19 protein-coding genes and 1 other RNA gene are annotated in these 22,420 nt (G+C 49.6%); 10 read left to right on the forward strand and 10 right to left on the reverse strand.

The genetic code is table 11. The features are described 5' to 3' along the window. Nucleotides 1-11: 11 nt before the first annotated feature. The 3 genes from ACO0LC_RS21640 to ACO0LC_RS21650 form a co-directional block, all read right to left on the reverse strand. Nucleotides 12-2,048, reverse strand: coding sequence for a di-heme-cytochrome C peroxidase (locus ACO0LC_RS21640; protein WP_423006976.1), 2,037 nt, complete (start codon nt 2,046-2,048; stop codon nt 12-14). A 364-nt stretch (nt 2,049-2,412) separates the two neighbouring features. Further along, nucleotides 2,413-3,429 (reverse strand): hypothetical protein, encoded by a 1,017-nt coding sequence (locus ACO0LC_RS21645; RefSeq protein WP_423006978.1) that lies wholly within the window; start codon nt 3,427-3,429, stop codon nt 2,413-2,415. Then, nucleotides 3,426-4,445: a hypothetical protein gene (locus ACO0LC_RS21650; RefSeq protein ID WP_423006980.1), complete on the reverse strand. Its 1,020-nt coding sequence runs from the start codon at nt 4,443-4,445 to the stop codon at nt 3,426-3,428. Before ACO0LC_RS21650 ends, ACO0LC_RS21645 begins: the two co-directional genes overlap by 4 nt. A gap of 742 nt (nt 4,446-5,187) precedes the next feature. Here ACO0LC_RS21650 and ACO0LC_RS21655 point away from each other — a divergent pair. From ACO0LC_RS21655 to ACO0LC_RS21670, 4 genes are all read left to right on the forward strand, one after another. Continuing rightward, entirely contained in the window at nt 5,188-5,817 is a 630-nt protein-coding gene (locus tag ACO0LC_RS21655; protein WP_423006982.1) for a hypothetical protein, read from the forward strand. A 202-nt stretch (nt 5,818-6,019) separates the two neighbouring features. Then, entirely contained in the window at nt 6,020-6,886 is an 867-nt protein-coding gene (locus ACO0LC_RS21660) for a hypothetical protein (protein WP_423006984.1), read from the forward strand. Between the two features lie 405 nt (nt 6,887-7,291). Further along, nucleotides 7,292-7,951 (forward strand): glutathione S-transferase family protein, encoded by a 660-nt coding sequence (locus tag ACO0LC_RS21665; RefSeq protein ID WP_423006986.1) that lies wholly within the window; start codon nt 7,292-7,294, stop codon nt 7,949-7,951. A gap of 223 nt (nt 7,952-8,174) precedes the next feature. After that, complete coding sequence (locus tag ACO0LC_RS21670; RefSeq protein WP_423006988.1) at nt 8,175-8,444, forward strand: DUF1778 domain-containing protein; 270 nt, start codon at nt 8,175-8,177, stop codon at nt 8,442-8,444. Nucleotides 8,445-8,652: 208 nt separating this feature from the next. On the opposite strand, the gene ACO0LC_RS21675 is transcribed toward ACO0LC_RS21670, so the two are convergent. Continuing rightward, nucleotides 8,653-9,606 (reverse strand): helix-turn-helix domain-containing protein, encoded by a 954-nt coding sequence (locus tag ACO0LC_RS21675; RefSeq protein WP_423006990.1) that lies wholly within the window; start codon nt 9,604-9,606, stop codon nt 8,653-8,655. A gap of 342 nt (nt 9,607-9,948) precedes the next feature. Continuing rightward, nucleotides 9,949-10,461, reverse strand: coding sequence for a DUF4326 domain-containing protein (locus ACO0LC_RS21680; protein WP_423007124.1), 513 nt, complete (start codon nt 10,459-10,461; stop codon nt 9,949-9,951). On the opposite strand from ACO0LC_RS21680, the gene ACO0LC_RS21685 reads away from it, so the two are divergent. Further along, entirely contained in the window at nt 10,373-10,636 is a 264-nt protein-coding gene (locus ACO0LC_RS21685) for a dual OB domain-containing protein (protein WP_423006992.1), read from the forward strand. The two genes, ACO0LC_RS21680 and ACO0LC_RS21685, sit on opposite strands and share 89 nt — an antisense overlap. A 502-nt stretch (nt 10,637-11,138) precedes the next feature. On the opposite strand, the gene ssrA is transcribed toward ACO0LC_RS21685, so the two are convergent. The 5 genes from ssrA to ACO0LC_RS21710 form a co-directional block, all read right to left on the reverse strand. After that, nucleotides 11,139-11,498, reverse strand: a transfer-messenger RNA (tmRNA) gene (gene ssrA / locus ACO0LC_RS21690). A 44-nt stretch (nt 11,499-11,542) separates the two neighbouring features. Continuing rightward, nucleotides 11,543-12,220, reverse strand: coding sequence for an HAD family hydrolase (locus tag ACO0LC_RS21695; RefSeq protein WP_423006994.1), 678 nt, complete (start codon nt 12,218-12,220; stop codon nt 11,543-11,545). A 76-nt stretch (nt 12,221-12,296) separates the two neighbouring features. Further along, the gene (ubiG, locus tag ACO0LC_RS21700) at nt 12,297-13,001 is read right to left on the reverse strand and encodes a bifunctional 2-polyprenyl-6-hydroxyphenol methylase/3-demethylubiquinol 3-O-methyltransferase UbiG (RefSeq protein ID WP_423006996.1); all 705 of its coding nucleotides are present in this window, start codon (nt 12,999-13,001) and stop codon (nt 12,297-12,299) included. Between the two features lie 184 nt (nt 13,002-13,185). Beyond that, a complete protein-coding gene (gene ompA, locus ACO0LC_RS21705; RefSeq protein WP_423006998.1) occupies nt 13,186-13,848 on the reverse strand; it encodes an outer membrane protein OmpA in 663 nt (220 codons plus the stop codon). 303 nt (nt 13,849-14,151) lie between these two features. Beyond that, nucleotides 14,152-14,724, reverse strand: a complete 573-nt coding sequence (locus ACO0LC_RS21710; RefSeq protein WP_423007000.1) for an OmpA family protein — start codon at nt 14,722-14,724, stop codon at nt 14,152-14,154. A 285-nt stretch (nt 14,725-15,009) separates the two neighbouring features. Between ACO0LC_RS21710 and gyrA the strand changes: the two genes are divergently transcribed. From gyrA to aroA, 5 genes are all read left to right on the forward strand, one after another. Beyond that, nucleotides 15,010-17,679, forward strand: a complete 2,670-nt coding sequence (gene gyrA / locus ACO0LC_RS21715) for a DNA gyrase subunit A (RefSeq protein ID WP_423007002.1) — start codon at nt 15,010-15,012, stop codon at nt 17,677-17,679. 7 nt (nt 17,680-17,686) lie between these two features. Next, a complete protein-coding gene (gene serC / locus ACO0LC_RS21720) occupies nt 17,687-18,790 on the forward strand; it encodes a 3-phosphoserine/phosphohydroxythreonine transaminase (protein WP_423007004.1) in 1,104 nt (367 codons plus the stop codon). Between the two features lie 236 nt (nt 18,791-19,026). Continuing rightward, nucleotides 19,027-20,100, forward strand: coding sequence for a prephenate dehydratase (pheA, locus tag ACO0LC_RS21725; RefSeq protein WP_423007006.1), 1,074 nt, complete (start codon nt 19,027-19,029; stop codon nt 20,098-20,100). 7 nt (nt 20,101-20,107) lie between these two features. After that, nucleotides 20,108-21,016 (forward strand): prephenate dehydrogenase, encoded by a 909-nt coding sequence (locus tag ACO0LC_RS21730; protein WP_423007008.1) that lies wholly within the window; start codon nt 20,108-20,110, stop codon nt 21,014-21,016. Between the two features lie 49 nt (nt 21,017-21,065). Further along, the gene (gene aroA, locus ACO0LC_RS21735; RefSeq protein WP_423007010.1) at nt 21,066-22,403 is read left to right on the forward strand and encodes a 3-phosphoshikimate 1-carboxyvinyltransferase; all 1,338 of its coding nucleotides are present in this window, start codon (nt 21,066-21,068) and stop codon (nt 22,401-22,403) included. Nucleotides 22,404-22,420: the final 17 nt, after the last annotated feature.

Here is a 22,420-nt window from a genome sequence, read left to right on the forward strand (position 1 = left end):
TAGCGAGCATTTTATTGGGCCTTCAAATACTCCAGCAAATCCAGTCTTTGCTCTTTCGTCAGCATAGGCAAATCGCCAGGTTCTTTTGCTGCCTTGGTGCCGTATTCATGGCCAAAATTGCGGTTGCCATTCAACCTGGTATCGAAAGTAAAACCTTCATACCCACTACTCCTCAGGCCGACTTTTTCTGCATCAAATTCACGTGAGCCTACAAGGAATTTTTCAGGGCGGCATTCTGCATCTTTTTGATCTGCAGGGCAGGTCGCTGGCAGCAGTAAATCATACAGGGTAGGCACAGAACCATTATGCAGATATGGCCCGGTTGCCCAGATGCCATTCAATGAACGCCCCTTGTAGGCTTGCAGTGAAGAGTAGGGCGCCATCGTCGTATCAGGGTTGTAATTGCCATGCTTGTTCGAGTCATGAATTTCATTGCCAAACCAGGCCTGGACAATATTATGCAGCCACTCAGACCAGCGGCGTATAAAACCCTTATCGGCATCTGGCGTAGTGACCACACCCAAAGTTGCCTTGGTCAGCAGGGCAGCAATAGGAGCTTTTTTGTCGAGCAAGACATCACCTACACCGGCACCCACGTATTGATTGCGCAAGATGCCTGAATACCCTTCATACTTGATGCTGTTATCGGCCATGGTAGGGTCGGTGCCGACTTCTTCCAGCTTGGACATATGGGCCACCACACGCCTTTGTGGCGAAGTGCGTTCTATCTCAGCATGGCAACGGATACAATAACTGGCAAACAGTTTTTCACCACGTTTGATGCGGGTCTGGTCCAGATTGCCCAGAATTTCTTGCGGCCATTTGGGCGACTGTAGTTCTGTCAGCTGGTTTTCTATACGGCGTAAATTCTCTGTATTGACCGAGCTATTATATTCAACCACCTTCTTGGCCCAGCCCTGACCCGTGAGCAATGAGCTGAGAGAAAAGTGCCTGCCCTCATGCCAGTCCAGCGAACCAAACACGCCTATCACTTCTCCCGTATTGCGCCCCAGTGGCCCCAGGCCACCATTACCGCCCAGGCCATTCCACTGCACATAATCATGCTGGGCAATATCCCATAAGAAGGGATAGCTGACAGGTGCATCTGCCTTGATGAATAATTCCTGCCTGAGCTTGACGATATTCTTGGCCGAGGTCGCCACTCTTTCTATGATCTTGTCGCGATCGGCAGAACTGATGTCCTGGCCTATACCTGCCAGTGCCGTATTCATTTCATCCTCGGTCAATATTTTACCCAGCACTTCTTCGATTTGCTTGCGGTTCAGCAGATGTTCCAGCGTGCGGTTATAGATGCGGCCAAAAGCATCCAGCCGGGCATAGCCATAATCGACAGGACTGTGATTGATGACGTTATAACTGGTCAGGCGCAGGGTATAGGTTTTAATATCGGCAATGATATCCGCTTCGCTGCTGTAGGCACCCAGCGCCATGACAGCCTTCACGAAACGTTTTTGCACGTCCGGTTTGTCCCTGACAGCCACCATCGCCGCAGTCAGGCCATTGAGGAAACCCTGCATGTCAGCGCTGGCCGGGCCACCATCAATGCGCATGCCTGTACCCTTGAAATTGACTTGCGCAGTATGGCAAGCCGCACAGGTAAAACCCATGTAATTTTTGCTCAGGTAATTGTCTTTGACAAAGCCTACGGGCAAGGCATCAGGGTTGCTTGAGGTTTTTTTCTGAGGCAGGTAACGGTAGCGATTGATGTTTTCATCACTGCGAAACAACTCTGGCTTATCAGCCTGTTCCAGCACCAGGAAAAAATCATAAGGTAGTAAATCTGAGCCCTGGGTGGTGGTATAGAACCACAGGCTTTGCTCAGGTTTCCAGTTTTGTTTCAGGTACACAATCTTGCTGGCACTGTCGCCGAACACATCCTGCTTCACCGTCACTGCTCCGCGATCAGGATCGCTGTCAGACACTTCCCAGTGCTGGGTCAGCACGATGATCAAAGGTGGAAGGACGAACAACAAGATCAACAGCAAAAAGCCATGCCGTATTTTCAGTTTTATTTTTGGGATTTTCATTTAGCCCTCGCTAATCAGCAATGATTGTTGCTGTTGTCAGAATTCCGTCAATAAATTGCAAATTTGATATTTGTTGTCATTATAGATGCTTTCTTTGATGTGATTTGTATTTGTGTAAAATTAGCAACAATTTGATTGTTTACTTTCTCGCTCTGGATTTGCTCACGAATCAGGAGTAAACGATGGGCATGACAAACGCAAAACGTCGGCATGCCGAGAAGGGGATGCCCGGAACCAACCGGGTATCCCATACATTCTGTAGGAGCGGCTTCAGCCGCGAAAAAACGAGGGCAATATCTGCAACCTAGCCAAATACAGCTGCTGACACCTTAGGGTAAGCTAGTTGCCAAGCGCAATTACTCAATTACTCAGCTTGCACAGAGCCTTTCTTGCGCAGCCCATCTACATAGATTCCCAAACCCAGCAGGCTGCCACCCACCAGCAATAAATGGAAAAACCAGAGTGATAGACTTTTACTGACAAGGAACTGGAAGTAGAAGGTATATAAATTAATCATTAAAAAAGTGTAGGCATAGCCACGCAACAGTTGCAGATTGAAATGCAGGCTGGCCCATACCGAGCCGCCGGCCACTGCCGCCCACAAGACTGAAAACGCCAGGCGTTCGCCCTCGGTATCGTCCCAGCGCACATCATGGTTCTCGTAATAACCAAACACACTTAAAAACCATAAGGACAGATTAATCAGCAGCAAGCCATAATGAAAATATACCCGGGCAAACGGCACCAGACGGCCGCGCAAAAATTCCATATGTAGCCAGCCCAGGCCCAGCACGCCAGCGCCTATGGCAAGAAAACGTGTCGGATAGGTCATGCCCAGGTAATAAGCTCCCCAGCCAGAGATGTAGCCCGTTTCCGCCCCATAAAAGAAGAAGAACAGCGCGAGCGAATACCATAGCAGCAAGCGGTTGGCCAGTGCATAAGCCAGCGCCAACAACAGGGCCGCATCAACACCCAGCAGTGCAGGCCAGTTTTTGCTGCCACTGGAATGATGCAGGGCCAGCACGATACTCAAGCCCTGCAAGGCCATACCGCTTGCCAATTCCAGCGCTTCTGCCAGGATGGGCATATTGCGGTGGGTTTTAAGCCAGTACGCCAAAGCCAGCCCACCCACAAAAGCGCCTGCCAGGGTGGCCTCACCCAGCAGCCACCAGTTCATATGTTCACGCAGCAAAATGAGTATGCCAGCCACGCAGGTCAACACGCCCAGTACCGTGAATGAACGCACCAGTGCCAGCATATTCCAGGCTTCGGTCGGATAGCGCAGCTTGATTTGTTCTACTTGTTTTGCCTCAATGATCTTGAGTGCGACCAGATCATCGAGTTCATTGTGTACGGCACGGTTGAGGCTGCGCTGGTTCATGCCGCACCTCCGTCGGTGTTTTGAACACTGTTGCCAGTCTGGTTCAGGCTACGTGAAATGACTTCCATCAACGTACCGGTGACTAGCAGCAGCAAGCCGCCAGCAGCCAGATAACTGCCCAAATCAAGCTGGTTCCAGAAATGTTCATGAAAACGGGTAAACAGATTGATGCCGAAAAAAGTAATACCAAAGCCACGCAGCAAACCACTGTGCAGACGTGCACCTGCCACTATCTGGGCAACGGTAGCGATGCTGAACGCAAAGACCCAGAAGACAGTCTCAGCTTGATCGTGATGCCAGACCGATAAAATCAGCAGCGACATGTTCAGGTATATCAGCCCGACTGCCTGCCAGGCCTGATAAAACCGTCCCGTGGCGGGGTAAGCCGTGCGCTCATGCGCGTAACCTATGGCAATAGCGATGAGGGCGACCACACTCATCATCTTTGGATCCTGGATTTCCAGTGCATAAGTGGAACGACCAAACATGGCCGACCACGAGCCTACCCAGTGAAACAGCACCAGCAAGGCCTGAATCAGCAAATAGGTGTTGTGGCGCTGGTAAGCCAGGTAAAAGGCCAGTGGGATGGTCAGCAATCCGGTCAGTATCAGCACCACACCGTAGTCCAGGTGCAGCACTTCACTCAAAAACGCTCCCACTGTACTGGCCCAAAAAGCGATGCCCAGAGTGACGATAAACTTCGAGGAGGTGGCATAGCGTTGCTGCACATCGTCAGCCAGGCGCAAGCCACCCCAGCTTAAAGCGATGCTGATGGCTGCACCAAGCAAGGCCGCGAACGCCACTGATTGTGAGAGGGCACTGATTAAGCCCATCAAGCCAAGAAAAGCGCAAAATCCACCAAAAATGCCGCAATACTTCACTACCCCGACCAGGCCGAACTTGCTTACTTCATAGCGTAGGGAAAGGAGTTCATACGCAGATTTTTCAATCAGACCATCGGCACGCCAAAGCGCGAGGTCTTGCTGTAATTGTTGTTTGACTTGTTTGCTGGTCATAAATATTTTTTTGGGGGGATCTAAGGTCAAGTATTGGCGAACAGGCAGTGAATGAATTTTCCAGCCATCGCTGGCTTCCACCACACGTCCAGCCATGTGAACTCAATGAGATTTTTGTGCTTTAGACATGCAACTTCAAAAAACAAAGTATCGCACATTAGATCATGACAAATCGACACATTTCAATCGCAACAAATTGAATCGACTGAAAACCAGAAAATCAGGAGGCTGCAATATCGTCATGAACTATGCGTCAAGCGTGCTCCTGTGAGACCTTTATAAGCTGAGATTGGCAATGTTTTTGATCTTTAGGACTTACGCAAAACCGCCCCAACTGCGTTGCAGCTCCTGCATTTAGCAAATTAGGTACTAAAGTACTGTGTTCGTCGCTACGGTGTTTTGGGAGTTTCAGACAACATATTGTCTGCCAACGAAACAAACATCCCCTGCAAGGAATGTTTCCCACAGTGATAGCCTTGCTGGGACAATTTTGCGTAAGTCCTAATCTTGAAGATTATCCTGATTTTTAATGATCCTGATCCTGGCCTTGCAAACTTCTTGGATCTTGTGCTTGTCGTGATAAAGACACATGTCTATGTCACATGAGAAACATCAGGGATCGCTTTGCCCCACGAGTATGAAATTGTTAAATTCATATAAAAAAGCAATTGTTTGCCAAGTTTTTTTTAAAAAAATTGTCATAATGCGAAGGGCTTATTTTTATACTAACGAGTGATGCAAAATGAAAGAATTTAAATTAATTGGTTTGAGTGTAATGACTGCTGTGCTATTGGTTGCCTGTGGTGGTGGTTCGGGTGGTGGTAGCACGAGCGCAGTGACACCGGCTGACGCCAGTAGCGGCCCCCTGAGCAAATATGTGGGTGTCTGGAATCAAGGTTGCCAGAATCACGAAATTTTTACCACAACGATTAGCGCAACCAGTGCTGGCACAGCCTTATCTGTCTCTCAAAAAATGGAATACTATGAGAACGCCAATTGCACGGGTGCCATCGTCGCCACGGGCACTTACGCATCACCTTTCCTGGTCGCGCAACATGTCAGGACAGAAGCCAATGCCAGCGTCAAAATGCTGACCGGCGAAACCGTCGCCTCTTCAGTCGATGTCGTCAATGCGACTGCCAGTGGCGGCGCGATCAACTTTGTCGGTAGTGCCGTATCTTCCTCCGTGGTCAATGGTAAAACCGTATGGAAATTTGTCTTCAAGGACACTACCCTGACCCAGACCATAGACGTTTCATCCGGCAGCAGCCAGGGCGCCTTCATGCTGCGCAATGGTGAACTGTTCACCATACAAGCTATAGGCAGCTCATCCACCACCTTCGCAGTTGAGAGCAGATATGTGCGTGCCTGATTGCACATGCTTGTGACAGCTTTATCTGTAAATAAGCCACCATGAGGTGGCTTATTTTTTTGTGAAGTATTTTATTTGGCTGCGTATTTGGCTACTTAATTGTGTGATAAAGACTAATCTTTGTTCTCGCCGGATTGATTTTGACAAGCACTGGACTTATGGCTATCGTTCGAGGATATGCTGATTCAAACATGATCAATGCTTGATTTTTTGCAGCAAAAATCTTTATGGATCTGGAATAATTATGAAACATGTTTTCCTTTTACTCAGCCTGGCGACTGCTTGCTCAATGGTTTCCCATGCGCAGACCTTCAGCGCAAGCAGTAAAAATAATATGACGCCGGTTGCGGTAAACAACGCAGCCGCGACAAATTCTTTGACCATCACACTGACGGCAAAGGGTGAATATATACTCAGCTCTGAAAAGGATAAAAATCTCAAAAAATCAGGCAAGCTGGGTAGTTCAGGCGATGTCGATGCATTGAACAAAAAAATGCAGGAAATGAAGAGCGTGGCAAGTGAGATAAGAGTCAATATCAAAGCGGAGCAAGCTGCCAGATTCCAATATCTGGTAGACATTGCATCCACGCAGTTCATGCAAGCGCAGAATAAATTTACGATCACTACAGAAACGAGTCTGTGTACGGTACAGGCACCCACAGCCAGCTTGGCCACAAACGCTGCACACATCACCGTCCAGATTTCTACGACTGGCGATTATGCCTTGCAACTGAGTGATAAAGCGGGAAAGCCAAAGGGTGGGAGCGTAAGTTACAGGCGCGAAAAAAAGACCAACCTGGCTGAGGCAATTGTACTAGCCAAAAAGACCGATGCTGGTATCTATGCACTGATTGATGCTGACAAAGATGCACCAGTTCAAGCCTACGTAGATCTGGTCAATATACTCAACTCGGCATCTGTTGACAGGCAAATGATAATAGTCGAGAGTGCGGGAAAATCGACACAATCTGGACCAGAAAAAACATCGGCCAGGACACAACAAGTTCGCATTGAAGAGCTGGAGGCGCAGCAAAAGCAGATGCTGGAACAATTGAAGAAGGTGAAGTAATTCTTATTTTTTGCTTGTTTGACCTCAGGTTTTATTGCCAAGAAAAGACTGGGCAGCTTAGACGCAATTCCATGAAAATCAATGTATGCCTCGCTTCAGCGTTTTTCCAGGTGCTTATGGTTTTCTTTGATGCCATTATTTCTCTAAAGGGAGTTATTTTAGTCATGGCATATTAGTAGTGAAAAGCCTAACATCTGATGGCTGGCACCTGCCAGATATTATGGGAGCTGGCTGCGATTCCAAGGCTAGTCTTTTCTTGTCTACTATCACTGAAATGGTTTTAATTGGTCATGCATGCAAATGCATGGGGTAGAAGTCGTGCAGGCTTACATGATCCTGATTTTCTGAAATAAGTTTCTGGTCAACGCGAACGTCATCAACGAACACCTTGTTAAGGCATAGCTCATGTCACTCACACTATACGGTCACCCCTTTTCTTCCTACACCCAAAAGGTACTCATCGCACTGTACGAGAATGCCACGCCCTTTGAATTCCGCTGCATAGGGCCAGATACACCTGCCTACACAGCAGAGTGGCTGCAACGCTGGCCCCTGGGCAAATTCCCCCTGCTGGTCGATGGTGAGCGTAACGTCGTCGAGACCAGCATCATCATCGAGTACCTGCAACTAGCCCACCCTGACCCAGTGCGTCTTCTGCCCGCAGACCCCATGCAGGCACTGGACGTACGCTTTCTTGACCGCTACCTCGACCTGCACGTCATGACCCCGGTCCAGCATGCGGTTGGCGCCGCACTGACAGGTGACACCGTAAAAAGACAGGAAGGGCTGGCCCACGCCGCCAGCAAACTCGACCTCGCCTATGCATGGCTGGAGAGTCATCCCGACATCGGCACATGGGCAAGCGGCGAAAATTTCACACTGGCAGACTGCGCCGCCGCACCTTCACTTTTCTATGCAGACTGGACCCAGCAGATCACAGAAAAATATCCAAGACTGCGCGCCTACCGCAGCCGCCTGCTGACCCGCCCATCATTCGCAAGGGCAGTGGAAGAGGCACGGCCTTATCGGCAGTTATTTCCGCTTGGGACACCGGATAGGGATTAGTCTGGAATTGATTTTCTCGCAAATTGAATTGGTAGCCTGCAAGCTATTTGGATTTTACGGTGGATGCTAGGCAACAACATAACCCCAACAAACAGTTGGCGGTGCCTTCTTATCTTTCTTTAGCAATGGCAGAGCTGCTTGGGATTCGTCTTGTCAATTATGTTGATACCAGTTATGCAATTGATTGTTGTGTATATCTGTTGTCATTACGAGGAGCTTAGTCATGCGCGCTGCTGCAATTAATATCCTTGCTTTTCCAGAGCAAAGAGATCTCATTGATCAGGCTGCGAACTTGCTGGGTAAAAACCGTTCAGATTTTATACTTGAAGTTGCCTGCGAACGTGCCCAGGCTTTCTTGTTGAATCCGATTTTCTTCGATCTTGATGATGAAAAGTTCCACCAATTTAATGCCATGCTTGATGCTCCTTCAGGGCTTAATCCTGGATTGGAACGATTAATGGCAGTTGATGCGGTTTGGGGGAAGAAGGAATGAGTACATGCTGTTTGCGTGTTTGTCCTTTCTGCGAAATACATTAAGGTCGAGACATTCTTTTAAAATGTATGAATGTAAAATTTGACCCTGGCCTTTTTGTCGCTATCTCAACGAATCATCGTTATATGAACTGCGTGCACCATTTGCTTGATGTTGTTGTAAGAATGCAAAATGAGAAGTGCAAAGAGCGTCGACAGATAACTCGATTTTATTTGATTCGAAGCTCCGATGTGTCTAATGTGAATTCGTCGTCCATGCCAAGCTTCTTCATTATGGCGGGTAAGACCTGATGAATCATCCTCATGCCGCACAGGAGTTCATTCATGTAAATGTCGGGATGTAACCGTGAGGAGTTAAGCCCTAGACTTTCTGATTCCGCGTTATTGCCAAGTTCTTCATCGGTACCGTACACCATGCTCAAAAGTTCAGCTCGTAGTGGAACACCACCGCGGAATGCTCTTTCTTTAACGACGTTGAGCCATTCCTCATAGTTTTTTGTGGTGAGGTGTTTGAATTCTTGGAAATTAGTCGCTAACTCCTTAATCCCCTCAATATCAATTTTGGCGGCGGCAAGTTCCAGCAGACAGGAATCAATGTCACAACCTACTGCCTCCCATAGCTCTAGCTCGTCGTCAAAAACCACCTCATAAACGTATGCGATGTAGAAACCATACACATTCGTGAACGATTTGTAGATCTTGTAGATTAATGACGAATATGGATTTTTCTCAATCAGGTCCCACAGCTTATCTGGGTCTTCTTCGTAATCAATGTCCAAATCGTTGGGAAACGTTTTTGGCAAATCAACGCCCATCTTTCTTAGGGTATAGAAAGTATGCCAGCACAATAGGTCCAAGTCATCCCTTAATGGATCAGTGTTGTAACCAGTTTCTGCAGCGTCATCTGCGACTTCAGCCAGAAAGTGAATTAGCTTTTCCCATTTGATGGCTGCTTCGAGAGAGCCTGCCCACACCACGAATGAAGGGTCTTTATGACCTATGTTGGCTATCGCACTAATCTTGTCCGCCATGTCATAGGACATATGTTCGCCTTTTTTCCATTTGCTAATCTGAGTCGGTGATACTCCGAGGCGAATAGCGAGGTCCTTTTGACTGCACGATAAAGTTTCCAGCGCAAGTTGCACCAGAGCTTCACTATCCATGTTTAGTCTCCTTTATGGCTTCGGCAAGATTTATTTGGGAATGTGAATATAGCATATTCAGTAAAGTAAAATTTTATTTACTAAATTTTTTCTTGGAGGCTATTGTTGTGATTCCCCAGATCATCAAGATGATGAAGCGATCGGATTCAAACAGGAATTTATGCCTATATAAAGTTGGTAGGATGAGCGAGGACGGGTCATGATCCAGCGCAAACTAACAATTTAATACCATACTTAATACTCCTTCAGGGTTTAATCCTGGGTAGAGCGATTAATGGCAGTTGAAGCGGTTTGGGGTAAGAGTGAATGAATACAATCTTTTTTCACTTGAGCACTTAGCTATTACTTCCCATCATCCCATTCATTCAGAAAGTCGGCCAACACATCGCCGTGGCAGGCATCGGGTTTGCAAAAGCAACCCAGCCTTTTCCCTACCAATTTGAAAACTTCTGATTTACTTTTGTTGGGGAATTTTTCATAGTCGAAGTCGTATTTAAACTTGCGAATTACCTCCTCGCGCGTGTCCCCTTCTGCAAACATTGAATAGGGATTACCCCAATAAGAACCGCGTCCTATATATTCATATTCAGAGGTGCGGCGTAAATCCGCGTATTTTGTTTCCTTTTTAATATTTACTACGCGAGTGATATTTATCTCTATTAAGCGCATGGCGACATTTCGTTTTCGTAATTCGTCGCCTTCCTTAATAAATTCCTCTCCATCATCGAAAACAATGGAATGAGTAATTTCATGTATTCCCCAAGCTTTGTCTTCAATTAAAGGAGCTTGTAACGATCCCTCAAGAGATAATCCACCACGTCGACGTGTGCGAGGAGAGTTTTCCGTGCTTGGAATACGGCATCTGGTTTCGGTAACTGATCCAGAGATCGAAGAGTATTACCTTGCTCAACATAACGGCGATTATATCGTGGGAGAGGCAGTCCTTTGCATTAGCTTAGTTGAGCCTTGGAATGGATACGCGTTCCGCGTCATTGCCTCGGTCATTACGCCCAACCGCTTTACTACTTAAGTCGGGGGGGCAGAAGGTCCCGCTTAAGTGGTATAAACAAAAACAATGAGCTAATGCTCACCGTTTTCTTGCAGCTCGAAACCCTTGCTCTTACATCGCAGCTTGCAAGCTGCTTAGATTCGTGAGGCAGGTAACAGCACACAGGTGCTGTTACCTGTTGCACTAATCCACGCGGCCCTCGGATTCAATTCACGCAGATCGTTAAAATAAAAAAGCTGCCCAATAAATTGGATGGCTTTGTATTCTGGTGGAGTCGGCGGGAATCGGCCATCCTGGCCAGCCATATCGCTTGCAAGCGATATGTCGCTCGTGGGCTCGCTGCATGCAGCTCGAATTCCCCACTCTCCACTTCGCAGCTTGCAAGCTGCTCAGATTCGTGAGGCAGATGAAAGCACGCAGGTGCTTTCATCTGTCCACACTCATCCCCGCGTCCCGCGGGTTCAATTCCACAGATCGTCAAAATAAAAAAGCCACCCAATAAATTGGATGGCTTTTAATATTTTGGTGGAGACGGCGGGAATCGAACCCGCGTCCAGAAGCACTCTACAGACAGTTCTACATACTTAGTGCTGCCATTTGATTTAATCCTGACGACGCGGACGCACACGCTGCGGCAGGACGAGTTACCTATTATTTAATCAAGAGCCAAGTAACCCGGCTCAAGACGATTCCATATGAATGTCCTTACTGCTGTTGCCAGCCCACCCTATGGACGAAGTGGTGTAAGGTTAGCCGGTATTAAGCGGCTAATGCGTACGAGTTATCGTTTGCAGTTATATAGTTCAGATTGTATTTACGAGGTAGTCTGGCCTCGGTATGCCCTGCGCTGCTTTGCAACCCCTGTCGAAACCAGGTCGTCCCCAAAGTCGTATCAGTATACCCCATTTAGGGATGGTCTTGCATTAATCAAGAGCCAACGGCTTGTAAATGTTTGGCACGTACCAGTTCCAGCAGTTCCAGCGGGCTGTCGATGATGGCGTCGGCTTTCCAGTGTTTGGGTTCGGTCGCGCCGCAATAGCCCCAGGCGGCGGCGATGCTGGTCATGCCTGCTGCTTCGGCGGCTTGTATGTCGCGCAGGTCGTCGCCTACGTACCAGCAGTTTTCGGATCTTATGCCCAACTGCCTTGCTGCTTCCAGCAAGGGGGCAGGGTGGGGCTTGGCATGCGGGGTGGTGTCGCCAGCAATGACGCAACGCGCTTCTTGCAAATCTAATAAGGGGATCAGCGGGCGGGTAAAGCGCATGGCCTTGTTGGTGACGATGCCCCAGGAAACGCCCATGACATCCAGACCGCGCAAGAGGTCTGGCACTTGCTTGAACAATTTGCTTTGCTCGGCGATGGCGGATTCATACTGGTTCAGGAATTCAACACGCATGGCTTCGTAATCGGGGTGTTCTGGTGTGATGCCAAAACCTGCGCCGAGCAAGCCACGTGCCCCGGCGGATGCATGGGGGCGCAAGCTATGATAGTGAACAGGTGCCAGTTGGCGGTTGGTGCGCATGACATTGACTGCTGCCGCCAGGTCGGGGGCTGTGTCTGCCAGGGTGCCGTCCAAGTCAAACAGAATTGCTTGTGGAGTTTGCATAATAAAGGATCAAAGAGATCAAAAGCTGGCCTTCATGTTTGATGAAGGCGTGGTGTTGTTCAAGCTAAATCGTTATTCATATTGGGCGTGTACAGGCAACCATGTAGTTGACGCTGGTATCGGCATTCAGTGAATAGATTTGGGTGAGGGGGTTATAACTCAAGCCCTTCATCGCATGTAATTCTAGCCCTGCATTGCGTATATCTTGCGACAGTTCTGCCGGGGTAATGAACTTGGCATAGTCATGCGTGCCCTTGGGCAGCATTTGCAGCAGGTATTCTGCACCGATGACGGCGAACAGATAGGCCTTGGCATTGCGGTTCAGGGTGGAAAAGAAAACATGGCCACCGGGTTTGACCATCTTGGCGCAAGCCTTGATGATGGATGCCGGGTCAGGCACGTGTTCCAGCATTTCCATGCAGGTGACGACATCGAACTGTCCAGCTTCTGCTTCTGCCATATCTTCGGCGGCGATCTTTTTATAACGTACGCTCACGCCAGATTCCAGGCCATGCAAGTCGGCTACCTTGAGTGCTTTGTCGGACAAATCTATGCCGGTGACGGTTGCGCCTTTTTTTGCCATGGATTCAGCCAGGATGCCACCACCGCAACCAACGTCGATGACTTGCTTGCCTGCCAATGGTACACGCTGGTTGATCCATTCCAGGCGCAAAGGATTGATTTCATGCAGGGGCTTGAATTCGGAAGTCGGGTCCCACCAGCGATGGGCAAGTTCACTAAATTTCTGGATTTCTGCGGGGTCAGCGTTCAAGGTCGACATGATGTGGTTTGAAGTGCCGGGTCAGGGCATAAGCTGCAAAACCGCTATTGTAGGCGATTAAGGCTGATATCGCATTGGTGAAGAACAAACATGAAGTGGAAATGATCTAGGCTTGAATAGTGCCAGCACAAATAAAAAAACCCGCCGAAGCGGGTTTTTCAGAAGCCAGGCTTCAATTACAGAATTACTTAACGTTGCGTGTACCAACAACTTCGATTTCAACGCGACGGTTTTTGGCGCGACCATCAGCTGTTTTGTTGTCAGCTACTGGTTGTTTTTTGCCTTTGCCTTCGGTGTAAACACGGTTGGCTTCGATACCTTTGCTTACCAAGTAAGCTTTGACTGCTTCAGCGCGACGGATAGACAATTTTTGGTTGTATTCGTCAGAGCCTACAGAGTCAGTGTGACCAACAGCAATCACAACTTCCAGATTGATGGATTTCAATTTGGATGCCATGTCGTCGAGTTTGACTTTAGCTTCTGGTTTCAGAACTGCTTTGTCAAAATCAAAGAATGCATCAGCTGCGAACGTTACTTTTTCAGAAGTAGGTGCAGGAGCCGCAACTACTTTTGGTGGTTCAGGTTTAACTTCTGGCTTGGCTGGCTCTACTACAACTGCCGGTGCTGGTTGTACCAGTGGTGCATCGCAACCTGGAACTGCGTCAGCAGGTGTCCAGTAGCCAGTGCGCCAGCACAGACCAAATGGGTCACGTGCAATTACACCGCGGCCATCTTGTACATAGGCGCTGTATGGCTTGTTAGCCATGATGTCTGTGATTTGTTGTGCGGAAGCAGAAAAGGATGCTACTGCGGACGCTGCGATAACGAGCTTGACTAAATTTTTCATATTTCTCCTCTCGGGTGAGATTATTACCGCAGATGAACTGCGCGAAATTACTGCATAAAACCAGATATTAACACGGCGATGATGACATTACTATTTCGTCAAACATCATCAGGCCATTTATCAACATTGACGCTATTTTGCCATATTTAGCTAGTTTAAGACGAAAATTGTTAAATCGGCAAAGTTACACTTAGTTAAATATGTCTCATTTTGACAACGAAATACCTATGTGGCAAGCTAATACCAGTTCCATAAAAGAAATGTTTTGCTTTTATCCGTTCGTATGGAGCTTTTGCTTCAGGCTTACTTGGCGAGGCCCCGACCCTCTATGACAATGCGGCGATTGGGGGCCAGGCATTCTGCCAGTTTGGCTTTTGTTAACTTGTCGTCACAAGCCTTGATCTGTTGTGTTTTACCCATGCCCATGGTATCCATGGGAGCATCCAGGCCCTTGCTGCCCAGGTAGGCCACCACGGCATCTGCATTCTTTTCAGACAATTTCTGGGCTTGCTGGTGGTTGCCAGTCAAGTCAGTGTGGCCACTGACGACGATCAGATCGACTTTTGCGCAGTTGGCTAGCTTGGCCATGACTTCATTGTCTATGCGCTCTTTGCCTTTGCTATTAAGTGTAGATAACTGCGTTAATTTGCTGTGTTCAAAAATTTCATCACTTTGTAGCGTGAGTGCAAAGTCGCAGCGCTTGGGTGGGGCTGGAGGTGTTGGGGGTGCAGAGGGAGTCTGGGGTACTGCTGCTACGGAGGCGGGGGCTTCCGCATTTTGTGCTGCCGGTGCTGATGCGCTGGTTTGGGCTAATGCGAATGAGACAGGCAGGGTAAGGGCGGCAAGCACGCAAAGTGCTGTCAATTTTTTCAACATTGTTGTCTCCGTGGATTTTTAGGGTATTTTTTATTATGTTTTGATTAAATCATAAAAATTTGCCACGAAGCTGTCATTTAAATGACAGTGTTGTAGTCCACACTAGCGCTAATCACCGAGTTTGACTGACTTAATTGCTATAAATGGAATTCGGCATAGCAGGCATGTTAGAATCAAGAGTTAAACGTCAGTCTTTAATAGTCTTGATAAGATGTTATTGAGGACGTAGTTAAAGACTTTATTAAGACGTTATTAATTAACCAAGCTCTAATTCGCCGGCCGCCAATGGATCAATTCGCAAAAGAAACACTCCCGATTTCCCTTGAAGAAGAAATGCGCAAAAGCTATCTCGATTACGCGATGAGCGTTATCGTAGGTCGCGCTTTGCCGGATGTGCGTGATGGCTTAAAGCCTGTGCATCGTCGTGTATTGTTCGCGATGCACGAAATGAACAATGTCTATAACCGCCCCTTCGTCAAATGTGCACGTGTGGTGGGTGAAGTCATGGGTAAGTACCATCCCCATGGAGATGCCTCCATTTACGACACGCTGGTGCGTATGGCGCAAGACTTTTCCCTGCGTTATACCCTGGTCGATGGCCAGGGTAACTTCGGTTCCATCGACGGCGATAATGCTGCGGCGATGCGTTATACCGAGTGTCGCCTGGACAAGATCGCCAATGAAATCCTGGCGGATATCGAAAAAGAAACTGTCGATTTCGTCCCCAACTATGACGGTAAAGAGAAAGAACCTTCGGTTCTGCCTGCCCGCATCCCGAATCTGCTGATCAATGGCTCATCAGGTATTGCTGTGGGTATGGCGACGAATATCCCGCCTCATAATATTACCGAGACCATCAATGGCGCCCTGCACGTCTTGCGCAATCCCGAATGTACGATAGATGAACTGATAGAGATCATCCCTGCGCCAGATTTTCCTACCGGCGGCATTATCTATGGTGTATCAGGTGTGCGCGATGGTTACCGCACTGGCCGTGGCCGCGTTGTTATGCGCGCCAAGACCCACTTTGAAGAGTTTGGCAAAGAAAACCGCACGGCACTGATTGTTGACGAATTGCCTTTCCAGGTGAATAAGAAGTCCTTGCTGGAACGTATCGCCGAGCTGGTGCGTGATAAAAAGCTCGATGGTATTTCTGATATCCGCGATGAATCCGATAAGTCGGGCATGCGTGTGGTCATCGAACTCAAGCGCGGCGAAGTACCTGATGTGGTACTGAATAATCTGTATAAGCAGACGCAGTTGCAAGACACTTTCGGTATGAATATGGTGGCCCTGATGAATGGCCAGCCTAAATTATTGAACCTGAAGGAGATGCTGTCCTGCTTCCTGTCGCACCGCCGTGAAGTAGTGACACGCCGCACCCTGTTTGAACTGCGTAAAGCGCGTGAACGTGGCCATGTACTGGAAGGTCTGGCAGTTGCGCTGGCAAATATCGATGACTTTATCGCCATCATCCGTGCTGCGCCTACGCCACCGATTGCGAAACAGGAATTGATGACCCGTGCCTGGGATAGCTCCATGGTACGCGAGATGCTGACGCGTACTGCGGCTGATAATTCTGGTGGCATCGATGCTTTCCGCCCTGAGAATTTGCCCAAGCATTACGGCATACAGCCTGATGGCCTGTATAAATTGTCTGACGACCAGGCGCAAGAAATCCTGCAAATGCGTTTGCAACGATTGACTGGTCTGGAACAAGACAAGATCGTCAATGAATACAAAGACGTCATGGCTGAGATCGCCGATTTGCTCGACATCCTGTCTAAGCCAGAACGCGTCACCGTCATCATCACCGATGAACTGACCCTGGCCCGCAATGAATACGGCGAAGGCAATAAAGACGTACGCCGTTCAGAAATCACCCATAATGCCACTGACCTGGGTACAGAAGACCTGATCACACCGCAAGACATGGTCGTGACCCTGTCGCACACCGGCTATATGAAGTCGCAACCCCTGTCTGAATACCGTGCGCAAAAACGCGGTGGCCGCGGCAAACAGGCGACAGCGACCAAGGATGATGACTGGATCGAGCAACTCTTCGTGGCCAATACCCATGATTACATCCTGTGCTTCAGTAACCGTGGCCGCATGTACTGGCTGAAGGTATGGGAAGTGCCACAAGGCTCGCGTACTTCACGCGGCAAGCCTATCGTGAATATGTTCCCATTGCAGGACGGTGAAAAAATTACAGTCATCCTACCTTTGTCTGGCGATAACCGTACTTTCCCTGAAGACCATTATGTCTTCATGTCCACCAGCCTGGGCACAGTCAAGAAAACACCTTTGACTGACTTCAGCAACCCACGTAAAGCCGGCATTATCGCGGTTGATCTGGATGAAGGCGATTTCCTCATCGGCGCGGCACTGACCGATGGCAAGCATGATGTCATGCTGTTCTCTGATTCCGGCAAGGCAGTGCGCTTTGATGAAAACGATGTACGTCCTATGGGCCGTACAGCCCGTGGCGTACGTGGTATGAACCTGGATGAAGGCCAACAGGTCATTGCCTTGCTGGTAGCTGAAAATGAACAGCAATCTGTGTTGACAGCGACTGAAAACGGCTACGGCAAACGTACACCTATCACTGAATACACCCGTCATGGCCGTGGTACCAAGGGCATGATCGCGATCCAGACTTCCGAGCGTAACGGCAAGGTTGTAGCAGCTACCCTGGTAGAAACAACGGATGAAATCATGTTGATCACTACCGGTGGCATCCTGATACGTACCCGCGTTTCTGAAATCCGTGAAATGGGCCGTGCAACCCAGGGCGTGACCCTGATTGCAGTAGAAGACGGCACCAAGCTGTCTGGCCTGCAACGTATCGTGGAAACAGATGCAGACGTAGATGCAGCTCTGGAGGCTGGTGGTGCTGATACTGGTGCAAATGAAGCAGAAGGCAGCGCACCAGAAGCCGACGCAGCGGAGTAAACCATCTATGACGACGATCTACAATTTCTCTGCAGGCCCGGCAGTATTGCCGAAAGAGGTATTGCAGCAAGCCGCTGCCGAAATGCTGGACTGGCATGGCAGTGGCATGTCCGTCATGGAAATGAGTCACCGCGGGCCAGAGTTTATGTCCATCCTCGCTGCCGCGCAAAGCGATTTGCGCGAGCTGCTGGCGGTACCGGACAATTATAAAATCCTGTTCCTGCAAGGCGGTGGCCTGGGCGAAAACGCCATCGTCCCCATGAACCTCATGGGGCGCAAGCCGCAGCCTGCAACGGCAGATTTTGTGCATACCGGCTCCTGGACGGGCAAGTCCATCAAGGAAGCAAAAAAATACGGTAACGTCAATATCGCAGCCTCAGGTGAGGCCGGCGGCTATACCAGCGTGCCTGCACGCGATAGCTGGAAGCTGACACCAGATGCTGCCTATGTGCATCTGTGTACCAATGAAACCATCGATGGTGTTGAATACCATTTTGCCCCTGATGTAGCGGCAGAAACAGGTGATGCGCCGATTGTTGCCGACATGTCTTCGCACATTTTGTCGCGCGTCATTGATATCTCCAAATACGGCGTCATCTTTGGTGGTGCGCAAAAGAATATCGGCCCGGCAGGTTTGACCATCGTCATCGTGCGTGAAGATTTGCTCGGTCATGCCTTGCCCATCTGCCCATCGGCTTTTGACTGGAAAATCGTTGCCGACAATGATTCCATGTACAACACTCCGCCTACTTATGCGATTTATATCGCGGGTCTGGTGTTCCAGTGGCTCAAGCAACAAGGCGGCGTGGCGGCGATGGAGCAAAAGAATATTGCCAAGTCCAGCCTGCTGTATGACTACCTCGATTCCACAGATTTTTATGAAAACCGGGTAGAAAAAGGCAGCCGTTCACGTATGAATGTGCCTTTTTACCTGAAAGATGAAAACCTGAATGCTGCATTTTTGGCGGAAGCCAAGGCAAATGGTCTGTTGCAGTTGAAAGGCCATAAATCAGTAGGCGGCATGCGTGCCTCGATTTATAACGCCATGCCTATAGAAGGTGTACAGGCTTTGGTCAGCTTCATGCAAGAGTTTGCCCGCAATCATACGTAAATACTTGAGCCAGTGGCTTGAGCACATGGCGTCTGTTTTGTTTACACTATAGACAGACGCCGCTAATTATTTTCATCATCAGCCCTTTCTGAGCATGGCACTCACCATCACCTGGAAACCGTGGCGCTGATGAACCAGGTCAAAAGCCTGGCGAAAAAAGCATATCCGGCAAGGCAGCCATGCGCTACAGTATTGCTGCCTGCCCACACCCTATCAAACACGGTTTTTAGGTCATTATGAGCGACAATAAATTACTCCCCCTGCGCATCAAGATCGATGCCATCGATGCACAAATCCTGGATTTGCTGAACCAGCGCGCCCGCGTGGCCGAAGAAGTTGGTCATGTCAAGGCAGAAACCAATGCGCCCGTATTTCGCCCTGAACGTGAGGCGCAAGTCTTGCGTGGCGTGGCTGAACGCAATCCCGGCCCCCTGCTGAGTGACGATATACAACTGATCTTCCGTGAAATCATGTCGGCCTGCCGTGCGCTAGAGCGCCGCGTGGTCGTGGCTTTCCTGGGGCCGGTAGGGACTTTCAGTGAGCAGGCTGTCTATAAGCAGTTTGGTCATGCTATCCAGCCTTTGGCTTGTGTATCCATTGATGAAGTTTTCCGTGCGACCGAAGCTGGTACGGCCGATTTTGGTGTCGTGCCTATCGAGAATTCATCTGAAGGAGCGATCAACCGCACCCTTGATTTGCTGCTGCAAACCAGCCTGGCCATTAGTGGTGAGCTGGCAATCCCTGTGCAGCATAGCCTGATGAGCAAGTCTGGCAATATGGAAGGCATCAGCCGCATCTGCGCCCACTCACAAGCCTTGGCACAATGCCAGGCCTGGCTGAACCAGCATTTCCCGCATGTGGAAAGACATGCCGTGGCATCGAATGCAGAGGCAGCACGCATGGCCAGCGGTGACTATACTGTGGCGGCGATTGCCAGCGAGATTGCTGGTCATCAGTACAATCTGGGCATAGTCTCTGCACACATCCAGGATGATCCGCATAACCGTACGCGTTTTGCAGTCATAGGCCGCCTGCGCACCACACCTAGCGGCAAGGACCAGACTTCCATCGTGCTGGCTACGCCCAACAAGGCAGGTGCTGTCTACAACCTGCTGGCTCCGCTTGAAAAACATGGCGTCTCCATGACGCGTTTTGAGTCGCGTCCTGCAAGAACTGGCAATTGGGAATATTATTTCTATGTCGATGTAGAGGGCCATGTCATGGATACCAAAGTGGCAGATGCCATGGCGGAGTTGAATGACAAGGCGGCCTTCTTCAAAGTGCTGGGTTCTTACCCTTGTACGGTGTGAGTGCCTGATGCAAAAAGCTTTTCAACGCATAGCGATTTTTGGCGTAGGTTTGATAGGTGGCTCATTTGCCCTGGCTTTGAAAAAGACAGGGGTAGTTGAGCAGATAGTCGGGGTAGGGCGCAGCCAGGCTTCGCTGGAAAAAGCGAAGCAACTCGGCATCATTGATGAAATCGCCTTGAATGCTGAGCAGGCATTACGCAACTGTGACCTGGTGCTGATAGCTGCACCCGTGGCACAGACTGGCGCGATATTGACAGCGATTTATCCTCACTTGCAGCCAGGGACGATAGTCACGGATGCTGGTAGCACCAAGGCTGATGTGGTGGCAGCAGCACGCGAGAGCCTGGCTGAAAAGATCGCACAATTTGTACCTGCGCATCCTATAGCCGGGCGTGAATTGAATGGGCCTGAGGCAGCACTGGTGGATTTGTATGTCGGCAAAAAAGCCGTCATCACCCGCCTGCCAGAAAATAGCGATGCTGACGTTGCCAGAGTGGCATGGGCCTGGCAGCAATGCGGTGCCATCATCCATCATCTGGACCCGGCATCACATGACGCTGTGTTTGCCGCAGTCAGCCATTTGCCACATTTGCTGGCTTATGCCCTGGTCGATGATATCGCCCGCAAGCCGCATGCAGATACCTTGTTCCAGTATGCTGCCAGTGGCTTTCGCGACTTTACCCGCATTGCCGGTTCATCGCCAGAAATGTGGCGTGACATCAGTCTGGCGAACCGTGCCGCGATGTTGCAGGAACTGGATTCCTACACTGCCAGACTGTCCATCTTGCGCCAGCATCTGGTGGATGCCGACAGCGAAGGCATAGCGGGTATTTACGCCAATGCCCAGCGTGCGCGCCATAACTGGATCAGCGCGATTGAGGCAGCCGAAAAACAGCAGCGTGAAGGTGGGGATTGAAAGAGATTAGCTCTGCTCTACATCGACAAACTCAGAATTGAAAACGACCATGACACAAGCAAGCAAACATTATCCGCATTACCTTGATCTGCAACCCGTTATGCAGGTGCAGGGTACGGTCAAATTACCAGGTTCAAAAAGTATTTCCAACCGCACACTTTTGCTGGCAGCACTGGCTGAAGGCAAGACCCAGATCATGGACTTGCTGGCATCCGATGACACCCTAGTCATGCTGAACGCCCTGACGCAACTGGGCGTGCACTGGGAGCAGGATGGCGATAGCCAGAATTACACGGTAGAGGGCGTCAAAGGACAGTTCCCCAAACACCAGGCAGACCTGTTCATGGGTAATGCCGGTACGGCGATACGCCCGCTGGTGGGCGCATTGGCCGTATTGGGTGGTGACTATACCATCCACGGCGTGCACCGCATGCATGAGCGTCCTATCGGTGACCTGGTTGATGCTTTGAATGAAGCTGGTGCACAGATAGAATATACCGCCAACCCAGGTTACCCACCCCTGCATATACACCGTGGTCATATTCATGCCCAGAGATTGCAGGTCAAAGGCAATGTCTCCAGCCAGTTCTTGACGGCCTTGCTGATGGCCGCACCTTTGATGGCGCGTGAACATGATGTGACGATAGAAGTAGTCGGTGAGCTGATCTCCAAACCCTATATAGAGATCACCCTGAACCTCATGCAAAAATTTGGCGTGACGGTAGAGCGTGATGGCTGGCAGGCATTCACAGTCACAAAAGGCCAGCATTATGTGTCGCCCGGCGTTATTCATGTCGAAGGTGATGCCTCATCTGCCTCCTACTTCCTGGCTGCAGGTGCCATCGCTGGTGGCCCTATCCGTGTAGAAGGTGTAGGCAAGTCAAGCATACAGGGCGATGTGCGTTTTGCCGAGGCATTGGAAAAGATGGGGGCAAGCATCACTCGTGGTGATAACTGGATAGAAGCCACTTCGAAAGGTGTCTTGCAAGCCATAGACATGGACTTTAACCATATCCCCGATGCAGCCATGACGATCGCGGTAGCCGCTCTGTATGCCAATGGCACCACGACCCTGCGCAATATCGCCAGCTGGCGCGTCAAGGAAACCGACCGCCTGTCTGCCATGGCAACAGAATTGCGCAAACTGGGGGCGATAGTGGAAGAGGGCGCAGACTATATGACGGTGACGCCGCCCGAGCATATCCTGCCTGCGACTATCGACACCTATGACGATCACCGCATGGCCATGTGCTTCTCTTTGGCCAGCCTCGATGGTCGCGCCCGCAGAGGTGCTACTATGCGCATCAACGATCCAAAATGCGTGGCCAAGACTTTCCCTGATTATTTTGAAGTCTTTGCCAAGATTAATCACCAAGATTTGTTTTAAAGGTTTTTATAGTTATC

Source organism: Undibacterium sp. JH2W, from assembly GCF_049340425.1.
Lineage (GTDB): Bacteria > Pseudomonadota > Gammaproteobacteria > Burkholderiales > Burkholderiaceae_D > Undibacterium.

Bases quoted from the DNA above. Each gene is read 5' to 3' on its own strand.
- ACO0LC_RS21640 (WP_423006976.1), bottom strand. From the start codon at position 2,048: ATGAAAATCCCAAAAATAAAACTGAAAATACGGCATGGCTTTTTGCTG.
- ACO0LC_RS21645 (WP_423006978.1), bottom strand. From the start codon at position 3,429: ATGAACCAGCGCAGCCTCAACCGTGCCGTACACAATGAACTCGATGAT.
- ACO0LC_RS21650 (WP_423006980.1), bottom strand. From the start codon at position 4,445: ATGACCAGCAAACAAGTCAAACAACAATTACAGCAAGACCTCGCGCTT.
- ACO0LC_RS21655 (WP_423006982.1), top strand. From the start codon at position 5,188: ATGAAAGAATTTAAATTAATTGGTTTGAGTGTAATGACTGCTGTGCTA.
- ACO0LC_RS21665 (WP_423006986.1), top strand. From the start codon at position 7,292: ATGTCACTCACACTATACGGTCACCCCTTTTCTTCCTACACCCAAAAG.
- ACO0LC_RS21670 (WP_423006988.1), top strand. From the start codon at position 8,175: ATGCGCGCTGCTGCAATTAATATCCTTGCTTTTCCAGAGCAAAGAGAT.
- ACO0LC_RS21675 (WP_423006990.1), bottom strand. From the start codon at position 9,606: ATGGATAGTGAAGCTCTGGTGCAACTTGCGCTGGAAACTTTATCGTGC.
- ACO0LC_RS21695 (WP_423006994.1), bottom strand. From the start codon at position 12,220: ATGCAAACTCCACAAGCAATTCTGTTTGACTTGGACGGCACCCTGGCA.
- ubiG (WP_423006996.1), bottom strand. From the start codon at position 13,001: ATGTCGACCTTGAACGCTGACCCCGCAGAAATCCAGAAATTTAGTGAA.
- ompA (WP_423006998.1), bottom strand. From the start codon at position 13,848: ATGAAAAATTTAGTCAAGCTCGTTATCGCAGCGTCCGCAGTAGCATCC.
- ACO0LC_RS21710 (WP_423007000.1), bottom strand. From the start codon at position 14,724: ATGTTGAAAAAATTGACAGCACTTTGCGTGCTTGCCGCCCTTACCCTG.
- gyrA (WP_423007002.1), top strand. From the start codon at position 15,010: ATGGATCAATTCGCAAAAGAAACACTCCCGATTTCCCTTGAAGAAGAA.
- serC (WP_423007004.1), top strand. From the start codon at position 17,687: ATGACGACGATCTACAATTTCTCTGCAGGCCCGGCAGTATTGCCGAAA.
- pheA (WP_423007006.1), top strand. From the start codon at position 19,027: ATGAGCGACAATAAATTACTCCCCCTGCGCATCAAGATCGATGCCATC.
- ACO0LC_RS21730 (WP_423007008.1), top strand. From the start codon at position 20,108: ATGCAAAAAGCTTTTCAACGCATAGCGATTTTTGGCGTAGGTTTGATA.
- aroA (WP_423007010.1), top strand. From the start codon at position 21,066: ATGACACAAGCAAGCAAACATTATCCGCATTACCTTGATCTGCAACCC.